The 19,058-nt window shown below is 74.5% G+C and carries 13 protein-coding genes; 6 read left to right on the top strand and 7 right to left on the bottom strand.

All coding sequences use genetic code 11. The features are described from left to right. Positions 1–37 precede the first annotated feature (37 nt). Positions 38–880, bottom strand: coding sequence for an oxygenase MpaB family protein (locus FZC61_RS00635; protein ID WP_148612477.1), 843 nt, complete (start codon positions 878–880; stop codon positions 38–40). A 67-nt stretch (positions 881–947) separates the two neighbouring features. After that, a complete protein-coding gene (serA, locus tag FZC61_RS00630) occupies positions 948–2,147 on the bottom strand; it encodes a phosphoglycerate dehydrogenase (RefSeq protein WP_148611456.1) in 1,200 nt (399 codons plus the stop codon). Between the two features lie 729 nt (positions 2,148–2,876). Here serA and FZC61_RS00625 point away from each other — a divergent pair. Then, the gene (locus FZC61_RS00625) at positions 2,877–5,402 is read left to right on the top strand and encodes an alpha/beta hydrolase family protein (RefSeq protein WP_148611454.1); all 2,526 of its coding nucleotides are present in this window, start codon (positions 2,877–2,879) and stop codon (positions 5,400–5,402) included. Positions 5,403–5,494: 92 nt separating this feature from the next. Here the strand turns inward: FZC61_RS00625 and FZC61_RS00620 are convergent, their stop codons facing one another. Both FZC61_RS00620 and FZC61_RS00615 read right to left on the bottom strand, forming a co-directional pair. Then, complete coding sequence (locus FZC61_RS00620) at positions 5,495–7,135, bottom strand: DNA repair helicase XPB (protein WP_148611452.1); 1,641 nt, start codon at positions 7,133–7,135, stop codon at positions 5,495–5,497. Positions 7,136–7,237: 102 nt separating this feature from the next. Next, positions 7,238–9,508: a helicase-associated domain-containing protein gene (locus FZC61_RS00615; protein ID WP_148611450.1), complete on the bottom strand. Its 2,271-nt coding sequence runs from the start codon at positions 9,506–9,508 to the stop codon at positions 7,238–7,240. 166 nt (positions 9,509–9,674) lie between these two features. Here FZC61_RS00615 and FZC61_RS00610 point away from each other — a divergent pair, with 166 nt between their 5' ends. Genes FZC61_RS00610 through FZC61_RS00595 form a run of 4 tightly spaced genes read left to right on the top strand, consistent with a single transcriptional unit; the run spans position 9,675 to position 13,480 of the window. Beyond that, a complete protein-coding gene (locus FZC61_RS00610) occupies positions 9,675–10,508 on the top strand; it encodes a PP2C family protein-serine/threonine phosphatase (RefSeq protein WP_148611448.1) in 834 nt (277 codons plus the stop codon). Further along, positions 10,505–11,920 (top strand): FHA domain-containing protein, encoded by a 1,416-nt coding sequence (locus tag FZC61_RS00605; RefSeq protein ID WP_148611446.1) that lies wholly within the window; start codon positions 10,505–10,507, stop codon positions 11,918–11,920. Before FZC61_RS00610 ends, FZC61_RS00605 begins: the two co-directional genes overlap by 4 nt. Positions 11,921–11,930: 10 nt before the next feature. Next, the gene (locus tag FZC61_RS23850) at positions 11,931–13,067 is read left to right on the top strand and encodes an RDD family protein (RefSeq protein WP_148611444.1); all 1,137 of its coding nucleotides are present in this window, start codon (positions 11,931–11,933) and stop codon (positions 13,065–13,067) included. Continuing rightward, positions 13,064–13,480 (top strand): SRPBCC family protein, encoded by a 417-nt coding sequence (locus FZC61_RS00595; RefSeq protein ID WP_148611442.1) that lies wholly within the window; start codon positions 13,064–13,066, stop codon positions 13,478–13,480. Before FZC61_RS23850 ends, FZC61_RS00595 begins: the two co-directional genes overlap by 4 nt. Before the next feature lie 106 nt (positions 13,481–13,586). On the opposite strand, the gene lepB is transcribed toward FZC61_RS00595, so the two are convergent. Then, positions 13,587–14,477 carry a signal peptidase I gene (gene lepB, locus FZC61_RS00590; protein WP_246142451.1) on the bottom strand — a complete coding sequence of 297 codons (891 nt, stop codon included), beginning with the start codon at positions 14,475–14,477 and terminating at the stop codon, positions 13,587–13,589. A 94-nt stretch (positions 14,478–14,571) separates the two neighbouring features. Here lepB and FZC61_RS00585 point away from each other — a divergent pair, with 94 nt between their 5' ends. Beyond that, positions 14,572–16,188: an AMP-binding protein gene (locus FZC61_RS00585; protein ID WP_148611440.1), complete on the top strand. Its 1,617-nt coding sequence runs from the start codon at positions 14,572–14,574 to the stop codon at positions 16,186–16,188. Here FZC61_RS00585 and FZC61_RS00580 read toward each other — a convergent pair whose 3' ends face one another. After that, positions 16,189–16,770: a GNAT family N-acetyltransferase gene (locus tag FZC61_RS00580; RefSeq protein WP_148611438.1), complete on the bottom strand. Its 582-nt coding sequence runs from the start codon at positions 16,768–16,770 to the stop codon at positions 16,189–16,191. Between the two features lie 19 nt (positions 16,771–16,789). Continuing rightward, positions 16,790–18,892 carry a S8 family serine peptidase gene (locus tag FZC61_RS00575; protein ID WP_148611436.1) on the bottom strand — a complete coding sequence of 701 codons (2,103 nt, stop codon included), beginning with the start codon at positions 18,890–18,892 and terminating at the stop codon, positions 16,790–16,792. Between the last annotated feature and the right edge of the window lie 166 nt (positions 18,893–19,058).

Below are 19,058 nucleotides of genomic sequence, written 5' to 3'. Positions count from 1 at the left end.
CATCCGCCGATCGGACAAGATCACCTCAAGGGAGTGACTAGGCGCTGGGACTCATCGCCCACCGGATGGTCCCGGTCGCCGCCGAGCCGAGCGCACGGACCACGGTCCGCTCGGTCACCGGCAGCCAGGGCAGCCGCAGTGGCGGACGCGTCCAGGCCGGCATCAGGCCGACGGCCGCAGCGACCAGCACGCCGTACGGCGCCCGGGCGGCCAGCGGCAGCGGCGGCTTGACGAGCAGGTAGCGCACAGCCTCGCGCGCCTCGGGGGTGCCGCGCAGCTCGGGGCGGTACGACGCGAGCGCCTCGGCCAGCTCGGCCTCGGTCGACGGCACGTCGACGGCGCCGAGCCGCAGCGCGACCTCGCCGACCTGGGCGACGTACTGGTCGCGACCGGCCTGGTCGAGCTCGTTGCGGCCGTAGACGGTGTAGGCGCGCAGGAAGCTGTCGACCTCGGCCACGTGCACCCAGCGCAGCAGGTGGGGGTCGGAGGCGGCGTACGGCGTGCCGTCGGGCATGGTGCCGACGACCCGCTTGTGGATGGCCCGCACGATGTCGACCTGGCGCTGGGCGTCCTCGGCGGTCGCGAAGGTCGTGGTCGCGAGGAACGTGCTGGTGCGGTGCAGCCGCCCCCACATGTCGCCGCGGAAGCCGGAGTGCTCCGAGACGGCGAGCATCGCCGCGGGGTGCAGGGTCTGCAGCAGCAGCGAGCGGATGCCGCCGACGAACATCGAGGCGTCGGCGTGCACGACGGTGATCGGGCTGCCCGGCTCGAACCAGCGCGGCCCCTCGGTGCCGTGGATCCGCTCGCGGGCCGCGGGCCCCTCGGGCCCGGCCACGCGCAGGAACAGGGCCTGGCCCAGCCGGTCGCGCACTCCACCCATCACGACGCGAGCCTACGACCGGGCCTGCCACCCCTCGGGGTGGCAGCACGCGGGTCGATCCGGCGGGTCAGGCGTCGTAGGAGCGCAGCCAGATGGTGTGGTCGGACGCCGCCAGCGCGGTGGCCACGTCGGGGGACACGGGCTCGGCGACGTCGGTGACGACGTAGCCCTGCTCGGCGCGGGTGGCGAGGTACTGGGCGGTCACGTTGACGCCCTGCTCGGCCAGGCGCGCGTTGAGCTCGGCCAGGACGCCGGGCACGTTGACGTGCAGGAAGCCGATCCGCGAGCCGGAGGTCAGCTGCGGGGCCAGGACGGCGGGCAGGTCGACCGAGAGCTCGGTGCGGCCCTCGAGCACGAACGCGGCGAGCTTGCCGGCCACGAACCAGCCGATCTCCTCCTGCGCCTCCTGCGTGGAGCCGCCGACGTGGGGGGTGAGGATGACGTTGTCGAGCCCGCGCAGCGGCGACTCGAACTCGTCGCCCTGGGCCTTGGGCTCGACCGGGAAGACGTCGAGCGCCGCGCCGGCGATGTGACCGGACAGGATCTGCTCGCGCAGCGCCTCGGTGTCGACGACCATGCCGCGCGCGGCGTTGATGAAGATCGACCGGGGCTTCATCGCGGCGAACTGCTCGGCGCCGAAGAACCCGGCGTTGCCCGGGCGTCCGTCGACGTGCAGCGAGACGACGTCGGCCTCGGCGAGCAGCGCCTCGAGGGTCGGCATCCGGCGCGCGTTGCCGTGGGCGAGACGGTCGGCGGTGTCGAAGAAGATCACCCGCAGGCCCAGGGCCTCGGCGACGTTGGACAGCTGGGTCCCGATGTTGCCGTAGCCCACGATGCCGAGCGTCCGGCCGCGGATCTCGTGGCTGCCCTGCGCCGACTTGTCCCACACGCCGGCGTGCATCTTGGCGGTCTTCTCGGTCAGCCGCCGGGCCAGCGCGATGATCTCGCCGATGACGAGCTCGACCACGCTGCGGGTGTTGGAGTACGGCGCGTTGAAGACCGCGACCCCGCGCGCGGCGGCGGCGGCCAGGTCGACCTGGTTGGTGCCGATGCAGAAGCAGCCGATGGCCAGCAGCTCGGGGGCGTTCTCCAGGACCTTCGCCGTGATCGTGGTGTTGGAGCGGATGCCGAGCACCGTCACGCCCGGCAGTCGGGCCAGGAGCTCGTCCTCGGACAGCGACGTCATGAGCAGCTCGACCTCGAAGCCACGCCGTTCGAGGCTCTCGACGGCGAGGGGGTGGATGTTCTCGAGCAGGAGGGCCTTCACGGTGCCCCAGCCTACGGAGCCCCGCGCTGTCCTCGTGTGGTGACCACCCGGTGGTCCAGGAGTCGTGCCCGGCTGGACCCCACGGTGGTCGAGGAGGTCGTCCGCGACCGTCTCGAGACCGCTCGACCGCAGCCGACGTGGACGACTCGACCTTCACCTGCGGTCGGGTGGTCTCGTGACGGTTGCCAGGGCAACCTCCTCGACCGACGTGTGGCCCAGCATGCTCGACCCGACCGCAGCACCCGGTGGTCGAGGAGGTCGTCCGCGACCGTCTCGAGACCGCTCGACCGCAGCGGCGTGCTCGCTCGGCCGGGCTCCTGCGGTGGGTGGGGTCTCGTGACGGTTGCCAGGGCAACCTCCTCGACCGACGGGTGGTCGGGTCGCCGTACGACGCCCCGGGTCGGGCCAGAGCCGGGACCAACGTCCCGACCTGCGGCAACCAGGCGCGCCGCCGTCGCGTCTACAGGTCATGCGCGCCTATCGTCCCGAGATGACCCCCACCCGTTGCGTCGTCGCCGGCATCCTCGCGGCCCTGACCCTGGCGCTGGTGCCGGGGACCTCCGCGTCGTCGACCACACCCGCCCCGACCCGCGCCCCGGGAGACCCGGGAGCTGTCGATGACGGGGGCGACGACGGGGCGACGACGGCGGCGACCTCGGACGCTGGCAGGTCGCCGACCTCGGAGACGGCCGCTACCGGGTCGCCTGGACGTCGCCGCGCGACCTGCCGGTGCGCTCCGACCGGCCCGCGCTCGTCGGCGACGGCCTGACCTTCGGGCCCCCCACGACCGCGGCCGACCGGCGTACGGTCGAGGCCGTCGTCACCAGCGCGACCGCCCCCGACCCGGCGGACCTCGACGTCGTGCTCTCGGGCGACCGGCTCGACGAGCCGGGCGTCGACCCGGCCGGCGCGGCTCCGGCCACCGCGGGCCGGGCGCCCGCGACGACCCTCCTCGACGCACCCGACCCGGGCGTGGCCGGGCCCTTCACCATCGTCACCAGCGACTACGAGCTGCCCGGCGTCAAGCTCGCCGGGATGCGGCAGCCGATCGAGATGGTCGGCCACGTCGTCGAGCCCGCAGCCGACCAGGCCACGGGTCCCCGGCCGCTGGTGCTGTTCCTGCACGGCCGTCACGGCGTCTGCTACAAGCCCGGTGACGACGACGCCTACTCCGAGACCTGGCCCTGCGCGGGCGGGTTCGAGGAGATCCCCAGCCACCTCGGCTACGACTACCTCCAGAGGTTGCTCGCCTCCCAGGGCTACGCGACGGTCTCGGTGCGCGTCAACGGCGTCAACGCCCAGGACTACCGCCTGCCCGACGGTGGCGCCGGGGCCCGGGCGACGATCGTGCGGCGCCACCTCGACCACTGGACCTCGCTGGCCGCCGCGCACCAGGTCGACCTGTCGCAGGTCGTGCTCGTGGGACACAGCCGCGGCGGCGAGGGGGTCGACCGCGCGTCGATCCAGGTGCCGCTGACGGCGCCGTACCGGATCGTGGGGCAGGTCCTGCTCGCCCCGACCGACTTCGCGTCCCACACCGCGCCCTACGTGCCGACCGTGACGGTGCTGCCCTACTGCGACGGCGACGTCTCCGACCTGCAGGGCCAGAAGTTCACCGACGTCGGCCGTGACCTGGTCGCGGGCGACACCTCGCTGAAGAGCTCCGTGCTGGTGATGGGGGCCAACCACAACTTCTTCAACACCGAGTGGACCCCCGCCACCGCGGCGGCTCCCTCCTCCGACGACTGGTTCGGCCCCGCGGACCAGCCGTGCGGACGCCGCCACCCTGGCCGGCTGTCCGCGCGCGGCCAGCGCGCGGTCGGCAAGGCCTACGTGGCCGGCGCGGTGCACCTGTTCACCGGCGACGGCGCCTACCTGCCGCTGTTCGACGGCTCGCACGTCACCATCGCCTCGATCGGCACGGCCGACGTGCGCAGCCACGCGCTCGGCGCCGGCCGCGACGTACGCCGCCCCGGTCTCGAGGCGACGCCCACCCTGGCCACCGGCGGGGCCGAGACGCGGCTCTGCTCTGGCGTGACCTCGTGGGACGCAGGGCCCGTCGGGATCTGCGGGGGCGGGCTGCAGGTCACCGCACCCCACTTCGTGCCGCAGGGCGAGGGCCAGCCGTCGCGACGCTTCCTCGAGCTCGCCTGGACCCGCGCGGGTGGTGTCGGCGGGCTGCGCTTCGACGCCCCCCTCGACCTGACCGACGACCGGCTCGAGCTGCGCACGATCGTCGACTCGCGTCGGGGTGCCGTCGACCTCCGGGTGCGGGTCACCGACGGCGCTGGTGCCAGCGCCGTGCTCACGCCCGAGGGCGGCACCCGGGTCGCGCCGTTGCTCGTCTCCCCGGAGGTCACCAAGCTCTGGGCCCAGCCGCTGCTCGTCGACGCGTCGGGTGCCAGCGGCGTCGACCTGGCCGACGTCGTCTCGGTCGAGCTGCTCGCCGACAGCCCGCGCGGCCGGGTGTGGGTCGCCGAGGTCGCGGCCGCCCCCGCCGGGCTCGTCCCGGTGCCGTCGACACGGCTCCCCGTCGTCGACGTCGGCGAGCTCCGTGTCGACGAGGGCGACCCGGCCCGCACGGGGCCGCGCGCCTCGACCGTCCGCAGCGCCCGGATCCCCTTCACGATCACCGGCCCCGTCACCCGACCCGGCCAGCTCGTCGTGCAGACCGTGGGGCAGGAGATCGGTCGGCCGCAGCGCTTCACCGTCGACGTCGCACCCGGCCAGACCTCGGGGTCGATCCCGGTGCGCTACAGCGTCGACCGGCTCGCCGACTTCCGCCTCACCACCGCCGTGACCGTCTGGTCGGTCCGCGGCCTGGCCACCGACGACTACGTCGGTGCCCTCACCGTCGTCGACGACGACCCCCAGCCGGAGCTGCGGATCACCGTGCCGCGACAGGTCCGCGAGGGGCAGCCGATCGTGGTCGGGGTCCGCAACGTGGGTGGTGCGGCCGACTACGACCTCAGCGCCTACCTCGAGACCAGGCGCGGGCCCGGGACCGACCTGACCGGGGCCGACGTACCGGCGCGGTTCCTGGCCGGGTTCGGCGAGGAGCTCGACCCCGCGCTGCCCCTGTGGAAGCTGGGTGTCTACGTCTTCGACTCGATCCGGCCGGGGGCCCGGGCGACCACCCTGGTGGTCCCGACCCGGCGCGACGGCGTCCGCGAGGGCACCGAGACCCTGACGATCCGCGTCAACGCCGACGGGGAGCGCCTGCGACGCACCGTCGAGGTCCTGGACGCCGGCTGAGCGGCCTGCCGTCGGGTCGTCCGCCCCACGGTGAGCCCTGGCTCACCCTGGCGCGGACGACCTGGCCCCTCGGGGGCGCTCGCGACCGCCCCTCAGGCCGGCAGGTCCTCGGCGTCGACGATGCGGTAGGCGTAGCCCTGCTCGGCCAGGAACCGTTGACGGTTCTGGGCGAAGTCGGCGTCGACGGTGTCGCGGCTGACGATCGTGTAGAAGTGCGCGGACTTGCCGTCCTCCTTGGGGCGCAGCAGCCGCCCGAGGCGCTGGGCCTCCTCCTGGCGGGAGCCGAACGACCCCGAGACCTGGATCGCGACCTCGGCCGAGGGCAGGTCGATGGAGAAGTTGGCGACCTTCGAGACCACCAGCAGCCCGACCTCGCCGGAGCGGAACGCGTCGAAGAGCCGCTGACGCTCGCGCACCGGCGTCTCGCCCTTGATCACCGGGGCGTCGAGCTTGTCGGCCAGCTCGTCGAGCTGGTCGATGTACTGCCCGATCACCAGCGTGGGCTGGCCGGGGTGCTGCGCGACCAGGTCACGCACGACCTGCACCTTCTCGTGCGTGCACGACGCCAACCGGTAGCGCTCCTCGGGCTCGGCCGTGGCGTAGGTGAGCCGCTCGGACTGCGGCAGCGTCACCCGCACCTCGACGCAGTCGGCCGGCGCGATGTAGCCCTGCGACTCGATGTCCTTCCACGGGGCGTCGTAGCGCTTGGGGCCGATCAGCGAGAACACGTCGCCCTCGCGGCCGTCCTCGCGCACCAGGGTCGCGGTCAGGCCGATGCGGCGGCGGGCCTGCAGGTTGGCGGTCATCCGGAAGATCGGGGCCGGCAGCAGGTGCACCTCGTCGTAGACGATGAGCCCCCAGTCGCGGGCGTCGAGCAGCTCGAGGTGGCGGTAGACGCCGCCGCGCTTGGTCGTCATCACCTGGTAGGTCGCGATGGTGACCGGGCGGATCTCCTTGACGGTGCCGGAGTACTCGCCGATCTCGTCCTCGGTCAGCGACGTACGACGGACCAGCTCGTCCTTCCACTGCCGAGCGCTCACGGTGTTGGTGACCAGGATCAGCGTCGTGGCCTGCGCGTGCGCCATCGCGGCGGCCCCGACGAGGGTCTTGCCCGCCCCGCAGGGCAGCACGACCACACCGGACCCGCCGTGCCAGAACGACTCGGCGGCCTCGCGCTGGTAGGCGCGCAGCGTCCACTCGCTCTCGTCGAGCGAGATGGCGTGGGCCTCGCCGTCGACGTAGCCCGCGAAGTCCTCGGCCGGCCAGCCCAGCTTGAGCAACGCCTGCTTGAGGTTGCCGCGCTCGGAGGCGTGGACCGCGACGGTGTCGTCGTCGATGCGGGCGCCGAGCATCCCGGCGATCTTCTTGGCGCGCAGCACCTCCTCGAGCACCGGCCGGTCGGTGCTGGCGAGCACCAGCCCGTGCACGGGGTGCTTCTCCAGGCGCAGCCGGCCGTAGCGCGCCATGGTCTCGGCCACGTCGACCAGCAGCGCGTGCGGCACCGCGTAGCGGCTGTAGGTGAGCAGGGTGTCGACCACCTGCTCGGCGTCGTGCCCGGCGGCGCGGGCGTTCCACAGGCCCAGCGGGGTCAGCCGGTAGGTGTGCACGTGCTCGGGGGAGCGCTCGAGCTCGGCGAAGGGAGCGATCGCCTTGCGGCACTCGGCGGCCTGGTCGTGGTCGATCTCGAGGAGGAGGGTCTTGTCGGACTGGACGATCAGGGGGCCATCGGTCACCGATCGAGTCTACGGAGGCCTGCCTCACCCCCCTCGGTGGCGCCGACCGCGATAGTCGTGGACCTTCTGCACAGGTGTTCCTCGTGTGCAGAACGTCCACGACTATCCCGGGGGGACCTGTTGGACGGTGGTGATCCGGTGCACCGCGAAGGCGCGGACGTCGTCGGCGCGGTGGTCGTGCGCGGTGAGCGACCCGCCCTCGATCGAGATCGGGTCGACGACCCGGTCGGAGGAGACGCCCTGGTTGTCGACGTAGCCGATCAGCACGGTCGCGCCGACCTCGATCGCCTCGCGCAGCGCGGCCAGCGCCCCCGACGGGGTCAACGGCGTCGCCGGGGCCAGCGGCCGCGTCGACGTCGCCCGGTCGCCTGAGCGTACGGCGGCCACGACCGCCGCGACGCGGGCCGACTCGCGCACCGACTTGGCCGACGCCCCGCGCTCGCGGGGCACCCGGGCGCGCAGCACGTCGGGCCGGGTGACCTGCACGGTGCCGTCGGCTGCCTCGAGCACCGGGGCGGCCCCGAGCTCGCGCAACCGGGGGAGCAGCACGTCGACGGGGGTGCTGGAGACGATCACGGTCGGGGCGATGCGGCGCAGGCCGAGGCCGCGCGCCTTCGGGTGGTGGAGCAGCTCGCTGAGCGCCGCCTCGTCGTCGGCGCGCAGGAACGACTCGGCCGCGCCGACCCGCACCGACCCGAAGGTGCGCACGGTGTCGTCGACGAGGTAGGTCAGCGGCTGCGGCACCGGGGTCCGCGAGACCGTGGCGAGGAAGTCGTGCAGCTCGACCGCGGTCCAGCCCACGTCGAGCGCGCGGCGTACAGAGGCGGGCGTGAAGCGGTACGTCGTCGCGCCGCCGCGCGACTCGACGTCGGCGACCAGCTGCAGCTGGCGCGCCAGCGCCGACTCGAGCGGTCCGGGGGCCACGGCGGTCAGGTCGGCCTGGATCAGGACGTGGTCGACGGGCTGGGGCAGCAGCGCCGCCAGGCCCGGCTCGGGGTCACCGCCGTCGACCAGGGCCCGGGCGTAGGAGGCCAGGCCGTCCAGACCGCTCACGCCGAGCGCCGCGGACTCGGTCAGGGTCCAGGCGACCTGCTGGGTGCGCGAGCGCGGCCGGCGCGGGCGGTGCCAGGCGACCTGCTCCACCAGCGACGGCAACCCGGTCGTGGCGGCCAGCACCACCCCCGCAGGCATCGTCGCGAGCGCGGCGAGGGTGCCGGCGCGCGACTCGGGCATCGAGTACGACGCCAGCTCGGGGGCCAGGGCGTTGCGGGTCTTGCCGGTCTCGTCGCGGGTGCCGACCAGCGCGGGGAGCCGCGAGCTGGCCAGCCAGGCCCGCACCAGCGTGACCCACCGCGCGGCCGGGGGCTCGTCGAGCCAGGTGTCGAACGCGTCGGTCGGGACCCACACCTGGTCGCCGGTCACGTCGGCCCGGGCGGAGAGCAACCCCGCGGCCGCACAGGTCTCGACGACCAGGGCGGCGGTGGGCTGGTCGACGGCCAGCAGCGTGGTCACGGCCTTGAGGTCGCGCACCGCGAGGCCGCCGCTGCGCAGCACCCCCGGCGGGTGGGACCCCCAGTGGTCGAGCAGCAGCTCGACGCGGCGGACGAGCTCGAAGGCGGCCCCGGCCGCCACCTTGTCGACCAGGTCGGCCGACCGCTCGGCCGTCGCGAGCGGCGGCACCTCGTCGACCGGCTCGCGCGTGGTGTGGCCGCCGCGCAGGGCGATCCCGACCTCGCCGGGCAGCTGGACCACACCGGGGCTCCCGGGCTTGGGCACGAGCAGGCGCCGGGAGACCAGCTCCTCGGCCGGGGTGGCGGCATCGGCGGGCAGCACCGTCAGCCGGGCCGAGCCCGAGGTCGCCTCGCCGCCGTGCTCGGCGACGTGGTCGAGCAGCGCGCGGGCCGCGGGGGAGAGCTCGGCCAGGCGGCGGGTGACCTCGGCCGGGGCCAGGGCCTCGGGGGAGCGGGGCCGCAGGCCCGAGGCGCCCGGGCCGGTGCCGAGGGCGTCGGCGGTGCCCGACACCGCGCGCAAGCCGCCGCGGCTCTCCCACACCAGGGCCAGGTCGAGCAGCCGGGCGAGGGTCGCGTCGACAGCGGCGGGCCGGGCGTGGATGATGCTGCGCACGTCGGCGGGCGTGGTTTGGCCCGCGACGACCAGGGCATCAAGGACCGAGAGCTCGAGCCGGGTCAGGGTGTCGAGGGCACGTGCCAGCGACGCCCGCACCGTGGCCCGCGACGCGAGCTGACCGAAGTCGTGAGGGGCAGGTGTGGTGAGGTCAGGACGGGCGGTCAGCAGGCCGGCGAGCCGATCGTCGCTCCAGCTGCGCAGCTGGTCGGCGAGCGACCGGTGTCCGGTGTCGTCCCTGGTGCTCATCGGGTCAACGGTAGGGCCACCCGCATGAGCACCCCACGGCGTTCCCCCTCTCCGCCGCTCCGCTCCCGCGAGGACCGACGCCGCGGGGACCCCGCATGAGCACCCCACGGCGTTCCCCCTCTCCGCCGCTCCGCTCCCCCGAGGACCAACGCCGCGGGGACCCCGCATGACGGGGGTCGAGCTGCACCACGGCGCCGCCACCGACGTCGGTCGCGTGCGGCAGGTCAACGAGGACGCGTTCCTCGTCGCACCGCCCGTCTTCGTGGTCGCCGACGGCATGGGCGGCCACGACCGCGGCGACGTCGCCAGCCGGATCGTGGTCGAGGAGTTCGGGCGCCTGGCCGACCGCGGCTACGACCCCGCCCGGGGTCCCGAGGTCATCGCCGAGACCCTCCTGCAGGCCCAGGCCCGCATCGCCGCGTACGACGACCACCAGCGTGCCGGCGGTGCGCGCGACTTCGCCGCCGGCACCACCGCGGTCGTCGCGCTGCTGATCGAGCAGCCCACGCAGTGGTCCACCGAGCCCAAGTGGCTGCTGGCCAACCTCGGTGACTCGCGCATCTACCGCCTCAACGACGGGGTGCTCGAGCAGGTCAGCGTCGACCACAGCGTCGTCCAGGAGCTCGTCGAGGCCGGGGTGATCACCCGCGACGACGCCGCCGTGCACCCCGAGCGCCACATCATCACCCGGGCCCTCGGCGGTCGCGGCCGCGCCGACGCCGACTTCTTCGTGCTCCCGCTCTCGGGCGCCGAGCGGCTGATGCTCTGCTCCGACGGCGTCAGCGGCATGATCGACGACACCCTGATCGCCGAGATCCTCGCCCGCACCTCCGACCCCCGCGACGCCGCCGACCAGGTCGTGGCCGCAGCCGTGGCCGCCGGGGGACGCGACAACGCGACGGCCGTCGTCGTCGATGTGGTGGGATTGGCCGCAGACCGACCCTACGACTCCGATGCGCAGCGAGTGAGTCTCGAGCAGAAGCTGGGAGCCCTGCCATGAGCGAGCAGACCTCCGGAGCGCCCACGGGCACGTGGTCCTACCGCCCCGGGTCGTGGTTCGGCGTCTTCGGGGCCGCCACCACCCTCCTGCTGCCGGCCTCCGAGAAGGCCCGGGTCGCTGCGCTGTGGTCGCAGATCGACGACGGTGCCGGCTTCGACGACGTCCTCGACGCCCTGCTGCAGTCCGGGCTCGGCGTGCTGCCGGGGTTCGTGCTGATCGGCACCGGCGGGGGGCCGACCAAGATCCTGGTCCGAGGTGCCTCGGTGACCGCGACCGTGACCGCCGCCGGCACCACCACCGAGCTCGACGGCTCGACGGTCACCACCTGGGTCGAGCGCACGCTGCCCGACGTCACCGCCCTCAGCGTCGTCGTCGACGGCAGCGACCCCGAGGCCGACGACCTGCCGATCCACGGCGGGCTGGTCCGCGTCGGTCGGGTCGACCAGCCGCCGTACGCCGCCCTCGCGGCGCAGCCGGAGCCGGAGGTGCCCGCGGCCCCCGAGGAGGCCGCGGCAGCACCGCTCGACGCGCTCTCGGCGCCGTACGAGGAGCCGCACGGCGAGCCGCTGGGGGAGCCGGGCGCGTCCGTGCCGGGCGTGCCCGAGCCGCCCGCGACCGAGCTGCTCGACCTCGCCGACCCGCTGGCCGACCCGCTGGCCGACCCGCTGGCCGACCCGCCGGCCGACCCGCCGGCCGACCCGCCGGCCGAGCCGTCGCCCCTCGACGACGACGGCGACACCACCGACATGGGCACCCCGTCCTCGCCGCCCGGGCTGCCGCCGATCCCGCCCGCCCCGGTGCCGCCGCCGGTCCCGCCGGCGTGGCCCGGGAGCACCCCGCCGCCCCCGCCACCGTTCGCGCCACCCCTCGACGCCCCGACGGTGCCGCCGGGCCTGCCGCCGCACCCGCCGTTCCCGCCGGTGGCCGAGCCGGAGCCCGCACCCGGCGCCCCCGAGGCGGTCGACCACGACGGGATGACCCGGATCGGGGTCGACGCGGGCGAGTTCGCACGGCCGCTGCCCGGCATCCCCGGGCAGCCCATGGCCGAGGGGGTCGGCCGTTCGGTCGCCCGCCTGGTCATCTCCCACGGCGAGAGCGTCGACGTCGACCGGGTCGTGCTGGTCGGCCGGGCTCCCGAGGCCCGTCGCTTCACCTCCACCGACCAGCCGCGCCTGGTCACCGTGCCGAGCCCGTTGCAGGAGATCTCCTCCACCCACGTCGAGATCCGTCCCGGGTCGGGCGCCGACCACGGCAGCGCCGTGGTCACCGACATGGGCTCGACCAACGGCACCGTCCTGGTGCAGCCGGGTCTGGCCCCCGAGGAGCTCAAGCCCGGCATCGCCGTCCAGCTGATCCCCGGCGCGATCATCAACCTCGGCGACGGCGTCACGATCCAGGTCACGCACCCTTGACCGGCCGCCGATGAGCACACCCGCACCCGCCGCGACGACGACCTACCCCGCGGCCGAGCTCGACCGACGCTTCTACGCGTTCGCGGTCGACCGCCTCGTGGCCTGGGGCACCTTCGCCGGTGCCGCCTACCTCGCCTGGCGGTTCTTCCTCGACGACGGCGACGTGCTGGTCGGCGTGGGCGTGATCGTCGCGACCGTCGTGCTGGTCTCGCTGGTCTTCGCCGTGCTGCTGGGCGTCGCCGGCACCTCCCCGGGCAAGGCCCTGGTCGGGCTGCGGGTCGTGCGCGCCGCCGACGGAGGCCCGATCGGCCTGTCCAAGGCGCTGCTGCGCACCGCCGTGCTCGGCATGTTCACGCTGCCGACGCTCGGCCTGGGGCTGGCGACGCTGGCCTGGACGGCGGTCATGGACCCCGGCGGACGCCGCCGCGGCGGCCACGACCGGATGACCGACGCCGTGGTCGTCGACGTACGTCCCGCCCCGGTCGCCGCGGTCGAGGACCCCCGGCCCCGCGCGATCGTCAACCTGACCGCGATGCGGCTGATGCCCTCGCCGGTCCCCGACCCGACCCCGGCGCCGACCCCCGTGCCCGCCCCGGCCCGGATCAGCGGGCCGCCGACCGCGGCCCCGCCGGTCCCGGCAGCCCCCGCCGCGCCAGCCCCAGCCCCGCCGGCCCAGGCCCCGCCGAGTCCGCCGACCGCGCCGGTGCCCACGGCACCGACCATGCCGGTGGCCCCCGCCCCCGTCGCGCCACCGGCCGCCGCCCTCAGCGGCCCCACGGTGCGCCGTCCCGACCCGGTGGCGTCGACCGCCACCCGGTGGCGGGTCACCTTCGACACCGGCGAGACCTTCGTCGTCGAGGGTCTCGCCCTGGTCGGACGCCGCCCGGAGGGGCGGGCCGGCGAACCGGTCGCACACCTGGTGCCGCTGCGCTCGTCCGACATGTCGCTGTCCAAGACCCACGCCCAGTTCCAGGTGGTGCCCGACGGTGCCCTGGTCGTGATGGACCGCGGCTCGACCAACGGGTCCGTGGTGGTCCGTCAGGGCGTCTCCAAGTCGCTGACCGCCGGGCGGCCCTCCACCCTCGTCGACGGTGACACCGTCCGGTTCGGCGACCGCACCATGACCGTCCACAAGGAGACCCCATGAGCTTCGAGCACTCCCAGACCGTGTCGACCACCGCGCCGCCGAGCGCGGTGTGGGCGCTGTGGTCCGACACGTCGACCTGGCCGACCTGGGACCCCTCGGTCGTCGCGGTCGCCCTCGACGGTCCGTTCGAGGAGGGCACCACCGGCACGATGACCCTCGCCGGCCCCTTCGAGGTGCCGGTCGTGCTCGCGATCGTCGAGCCCGGCGCTCGCTACCTCGACCAGCTCACCATGGGCGACCTGGTCATCCGCATCGACCACGTCGTGACCGCGCAGCCCGACGGTGGCAGCGAGGTGACCGTCTCGACCACGATCGTCGGGCCCGGTGCCGACGACATCGGCCCGATGGTCACCGCCGAGGCGCCCCTGGCCCTGGCCGCGCTGACCGCGGCCGCCGAGGCCGCCTCGGCCTGAACCCGCTGGGCGGCAGAGTCGACCACCATGAGGGCGCGCACCCGGCTCTCGGCATGTGCGGAACGCCGGCTCCGTGTCGGAGATCGCCCGGTGGGACCGACCCTGCTCACTGCGGGTCGGGGACGTCCTCGAACACGTCGGGCCGGCCGATGAAGCCGGCATGGTCGAGCGGCCAGACCAGCGAGAAGACCTTGCCGACGACGTTGGTCATCGGCACGAACGGCCGGTCGGGCTTGTTGGGCGGCAACGACGACGGGTCGTCGGGGTTGCACTGCTCCATCTGTCGCTTGCACAGGCGGTCGGAGGAGTCGGCGGACGCCGCCCGGTTGTCGCCCATCACGAAGAGCCGGTCGGGCGGCACGGTGACCTTCCAGTCGTACTGGCAGGCGCTGACCATCGGCCCGTCGCAGTCGGGCTGCGGGCGGATGAAGTCGTCCTCGTCGATCGCGACGCCGTTGATCATCAGCCGGCCCTGGTCGTCGCAGCACTCGATGGTGTCGCCGGGGATGCCGATGACGCGCTTCACGAGGTGCCCGCCGGTGGGGTAGAGCCCGACCTTCGCCAGGCCCTTGGCCAGGATCGTCTGCGGTCCGGCCTCGGGCCCCTGGAGCCAGTCGTCGGACCCGTCGTCGGGGGTGGCGTCACCCGGGTCCTCGAAGACGATCACGTCGCCGCGCGACGGGGAGCCGCCGAACCAGTAGGACACCTTCTGGACCAGGATGCGGTCGTTCTTGACCAGTCCCGGCTCCATCGAGGCCGACGGGATGTAGAACGCCTGCACCAGGAACGTCTTGATGATCAGCGCCATGCCGAGCGCGACGACGAGCAGGATGCCCGTCTCGAGCCACAGCGGGGCCCGGCGCTTGCGGTCGGCCTCCCGGGGGGCCGGCGCAGCCACGCTGTCGGCGGGGACGGCCCCGGCGTCGTCGGCGACCGCCACCTCGTCGTGAGGCAACTTGTCCAGCTGCGGCGGGCGCGGCGCGTCGTCTTCGGGCACGACAGGGAATGTACGCCAGCGCCCCTCAGCGGCTCGCCCCGCCACGAGCCCACCGGCTCTCGTCCCGTGACGTGATGCGCGTTACGTTCGCCTCATGGACTCCTACGCCCGGGGTGAGACCGACCAGCCGCTGCTCGAGGAGACGATCGGGGCGTCGTTCGACCGCACGGTCGTGACCTGGCCCGACCGCGAGGCGCTGGTCGAGGTGGCCACCGGGCGCCGTTGGACCTGGGCCGAGCTGGGCGCCGAGGTCGACGCGGTCGCCCGGGGGCTCCTCGCCGGCGGCCTGGCGACCGGCGACCGGGTCGGCATCTGGGCGCCCAACTGCGCCGAGTGGACCATCGCCCAGTACGCCACCGCCAAGGCCGGCGTCGTGCTGGTCAACGTCAACCCGGCCTACCGCACCCACGAGCTGGCCTACGCCGTCAACCAGAGCGGCCTGCGCTGGCTGCTCGCGGCGTCGGCCTTCAAGACCAGCGACTACCGCGCCATGGTCGACGAGGTCACGCCCGACTGCCCCGGGCTGGAGCGCGCGGTCTACCTCGACACCGATGACTGGGCCGAGCTCGCCGCGGCCGGTGCCGACCTGCCGGCCGACGCGCTCGACGTACGCGCGGGGGAGCTGTCGCCGACCGACCCGATCAACATCCAGTACACCTCCGGCACGACCGGGCGGCCCAAGGGCGCCACGCTCAGCCACCGCAACATCCTCAACAACGGGTGGTTCACCACCGAGACGATCGACCTGACCCACGAGGACCGGCTCTGCATCCCGGTGCCCTTCTACCACTGCTTCGGCATGGTGATGGCCAACCTCGGGTGCACCTCCCACGGGGCCACGATGGTGATCCCCGGACCGGCCTTCGACCCGGCGGTGACCCTGAGGGCGATCGAGGACGAGCGCTGCACCGCGGTCTACGGCGTCCCGACCATGTTCATCGCGATGCAGCACGACCCGTCGTTCGCCGAGCGCGACCTCTCGACGCTGCGCACCGGCATCATGGCCGGCTCGATCTGCCCGGTCGAGGTGATGAAGCGCTGCGTCGCCGACATGCACATGGCCGAGGTGTCGATCGCCTACGGCATGACCGAGACCTCTCCGGTCTCCTGCCAGACCCGCGCCGACGACGACCTCGACCGGCGTACGGCGACCATCGGCCGGGTGCACCCGCACGTGGAGCTCAAGGTCGTCGACCCCGTCACCGGCGACACCGTCGAGCGCGGCGAGCCCGGCGAGCTCTGCACCCGCGGCTACTCGGTGATGATCGGCTACTGGGACGACGCCGAGAAGACCGCCGAGGCCATCGACGCCGACGGCTGGATGCACACCGGCGACCTCGCCGTGATGCGCGAGGACGGCTACTGCAACATCGTGGGCCGCATCAAGGACATGGTCATCCGCGGCGGCGAGAACATCTACCCGCGCGAGATCGAGGAGTTCCTCTACGCCCACCCCGACATCGAGGACGTCCAGGTCGTCGGCGTCCCCGACGAGAAGTACGGCGAGGAGCTCTGCGCCTGGATCCGGATGCGGGCCGGGGCCGAGCCCCTCGACGCCGACGCCGTGCGTGCCTACACGACCGGCAAGCTCGCGCACTACAAGATCCCGCGCTACGTGATGATCGTCGACGAGTTCCCGATGACCGTCACCGGCAAGGTCCGCAAGGTCGAGATGCGTGAGCGCTCCGCGGAGCAGCTCGGGCTGGGCTGATCAGTCGGTGCCGACCGGGGGCCACTCGTCGCGCAGGATCCCGTAGACCGAGGTGTCGGACCACTCGCCCTTGCCCCACCAGTCCTGGCGGGTATGGGCCTCGTGGGTCATGCCCAGGCGCTCGCAGAGCCGGGCCGAGGGGTGGTTGCGGGGGTCGAGCTGGGCGAAGACCCGGTGGCACCCGAGCGTGCCGAAGGCGAGGTCGAGCAGGGTGCGGGCGGCCTCGGTGGCCAGGCCCCGTCCGGCGTACGCCGGGTCGAAGACGTAGCCGAGCTCGGCGACCGTGCGCACCTCGCCGGCCGCCAACCGCAGCATCACGTCGCCCACCACGGCGCCGTCGTGCTCGGCGACCAGGGTCAGGGCCCAGTCGCGGTCGGGCTCGTCGTCCGGGTCGCGGGCCAGGTCGTCGCGCCAGCGCTGCATCCGGGCGAGGACCCCCTCGCGGTCGAGGACGTCGAACGGGAGGTAGCGGGTGACCTCGGCGTCGCCGCAGTAGCCCAGGACCGCGTCGGCGTCCGCGTCGCGCACCTCGCGCAGCACGAGGCGCTCGGTCCGCAGGGGGAGCAGGCCGGTGATGTCCACGCGGGCATCATCACCCGGCTCAGCGGGTGAGGACCACCGGGATCCGGGTGACGGTGCCGGTGGCGCCGCGCCACACGACGTAGCCGTCGTCGAGCCGGTCGGCGCCCGAGGGCGAGACCCGGACCCGGAAGGTGACGCTCTCGCCGCGCCCGAGCCGTACGGCGGCGGGCGTCACCACCACGTCGCGGCGGAAACCCAGGGCGGAGGAGGAGAAGTAGAGCCGGCGGCCGCTGACGTTGGTGAGGCGGCGCCGGGCCACGACCTCGCGACCGGTCATCAGGATCGACGGGGTGTTGAGGTGGGGGCTGCCGCCGTCGAGCCACGCCCGGTAGGCGCCTGGTCCGACGAGCAGGGCCAGGCCCGGACGTCGGGCCTCGCGCGCTCGCAGCAGACCGGCGCCGCTGCGCACCACGCCGCCGCGCACCGGACGTGCGGTCGTCACCAGGGCCGAACGGACCTCGGCGGGCCGCAGCCCTCCACCGAGCAGGCGCGCGGCGACGCCGGCGGTGTAGGCGGTCGCGGCCGAGGTGCCGCTGGCGACCTCCCACCGGCCCGCGGTGCCGGGCACGGCGGCCAGGATGCTGGAGGCGGGGGCGAGCACGTCGGGCTTGACGGTGCCGGTGCGCGACCCGCCCGAGCCGGAGAAGCCGGCGACGCGGGGGAGCCGGTCGGTCGCGCCGAGCGGACGCATCCGCACGCGCAGCGTCGGGTCGGCGGCCAGCCGCCGGCGCAGCTCACGGCCGGGACCGGCGGCGAGGTGGAGCGTCGGGACGCTGTGCAGGTCGGCGTCGATCGAGCCCGGGCCGCGGTTGACCAGGACCATCGCGGTGCCGTCGGCCAGGGCCACGGCCCGCGACTTGTCGACCCGGCCCACCCGGCCGCGGTCGCAGACCACGACGGCGCCGGCGACGCGAGCAGCGTCGAGGCTGCCGGGCACGCACACCCGGGCGTCGCCGACCGACGAGTCGTCGGCCGCGGCCTCCTCGGCGAGCACCACCCGCGCCGGCCCCACCGTCCGGCGCGACAGCATCGCGCCGACGACGGTCTCGCCGTCGGGGAGCAGCAGCTGCCCGCGGCGTACGTCGCCAGCGGTGCCGCCCACGGTCGTCACCCACGGCGAGGGATGGGCCAGGGACCCGGGGCCGCGGTTGCCGGCCGCTGCGACCACGAGCACGCCTCCCTCGGTGGCGCCGAGCAGGGCACGCTCGAGGGTGTCGAAGCTGCTGGGGCCACCGACCGCGAGGGTCAGGACGTCGACGCCGTCGCGGGTGGCGTCGTCGACGGCGCTGACCAGGTCGGCGGCCGAGCAGCCGTCGTCGGCGGGGTCGGGGGCGCTCCAGCAGGCCTTGTAGACAGCGAGGCGGGCGTCGGGGGCCTGTCCGCCGAAGGAGCCGAGCTGCTCCCCGTCGACGACCACGGGCACGTCGGCGTTGCCGGCGGCCAGCGACGCCGTCCGCGTGCCGTGACCGTCGAGGTCGCGGGGGGACACCGTCGTGGCCGCGCGCAGGGCGTCGACGCCGAAGCCCGCGACGTAGGACCGCGCCGAGACGACCTTGCCGGCGCACTCGGCGGCGTCCCAGTCGACCGCGGTCTCGCAGGTCCCTGCGAACGACGAGGGGGCCGCGAGCGTCGTGCGCAGGGCGAAGACGGGACTGTCGGGAGCCAGCCCGGTGTCGACGACGCCGATCACGGTCCCGGCCCCGCCGTGGCGGGGGGCCGCGACCGGGCGGTCGACCGCGGCGGCCGGGCGGGCCGCATCGGCGCCGGCGAGCGGGCGGACCGAGTCGCGCTCGACGGTGAGCACCCGCGCCGAGGACGCCATGACGGCGGCCTGCCCGGCGTCGAGCCGCACGGCGAAGCCGTTGAGCGCGGTGGTCCAGCGGTAGACCGGTGCCGGGGCGCCGACGGCGTCGAGCACGGCGTCCTGCTCGCGCAGCAGCGCCGTCGCGGCGAGGGTCCGCACCAGCCCTCCCGACGTCGTCGAGGTGCCCGGGCCGCGCAGGGTGACCAGGTAGAGCGCGTCGTCGCCCGCGCTCGTCGAGGACGTGTCGACGCGGGCGACCGGGCTGGCGGCGGGGCTGGGGGCCGGTACGAGCGTCGCGCCCACCGCCAGGACCGTCACGGCCGCCAGCGCAGCCGCGAGCGCGGGGCGCCGCCCCCGTGGTCGTCCTGGTCGTCCTGGTCGTCCGGTCACCGTGTGTTCACCGCCCCTGATGGCTCCGAGCCGACCATTGTGGCGCACGCGTCACATCCGTCGCATGCGTTGGGGTGAAGACGCCTGCGACCTA

This window comes from Nocardioides rubriscoriae (assembly GCF_008087085.1).
GTDB lineage: Bacteria > Actinomycetota > Actinomycetes > Propionibacteriales > Nocardioidaceae > Nocardioides > Nocardioides rubriscoriae.
This window is presented reverse-complemented; position numbering and strand designations above follow the sequence as displayed.

Coding starts and splice junctions, on each gene's coding strand:
- FZC61_RS00610 (WP_148611448.1), top strand. CDS start 9,675: ATGACGGGGGTCGAGCTGCACCACGGCGCCGCCACCGACGTCGGTCGC.
- FZC61_RS00595 (WP_148611442.1), top strand. CDS start 13,064: ATGAGCTTCGAGCACTCCCAGACCGTGTCGACCACCGCGCCGCCGAGC.
- FZC61_RS00635 (WP_148612477.1), bottom strand. CDS start 880: ATGGGTGGAGTGCGCGACCGGCTGGGCCAGGCCCTGTTCCTGCGCGTG.
- FZC61_RS00615 (WP_148611450.1), bottom strand. CDS start 9,508: ATGAGCACCAGGGACGACACCGGACACCGGTCGCTCGCCGACCAGCTG.
- FZC61_RS00605 (WP_148611446.1), top strand. CDS start 10,505: ATGAGCGAGCAGACCTCCGGAGCGCCCACGGGCACGTGGTCCTACCGC.
- FZC61_RS23850 (WP_148611444.1), top strand. CDS start 11,931: ATGAGCACACCCGCACCCGCCGCGACGACGACCTACCCCGCGGCCGAG.
- FZC61_RS00585 (WP_148611440.1), top strand. CDS start 14,572: ATGGACTCCTACGCCCGGGGTGAGACCGACCAGCCGCTGCTCGAGGAG.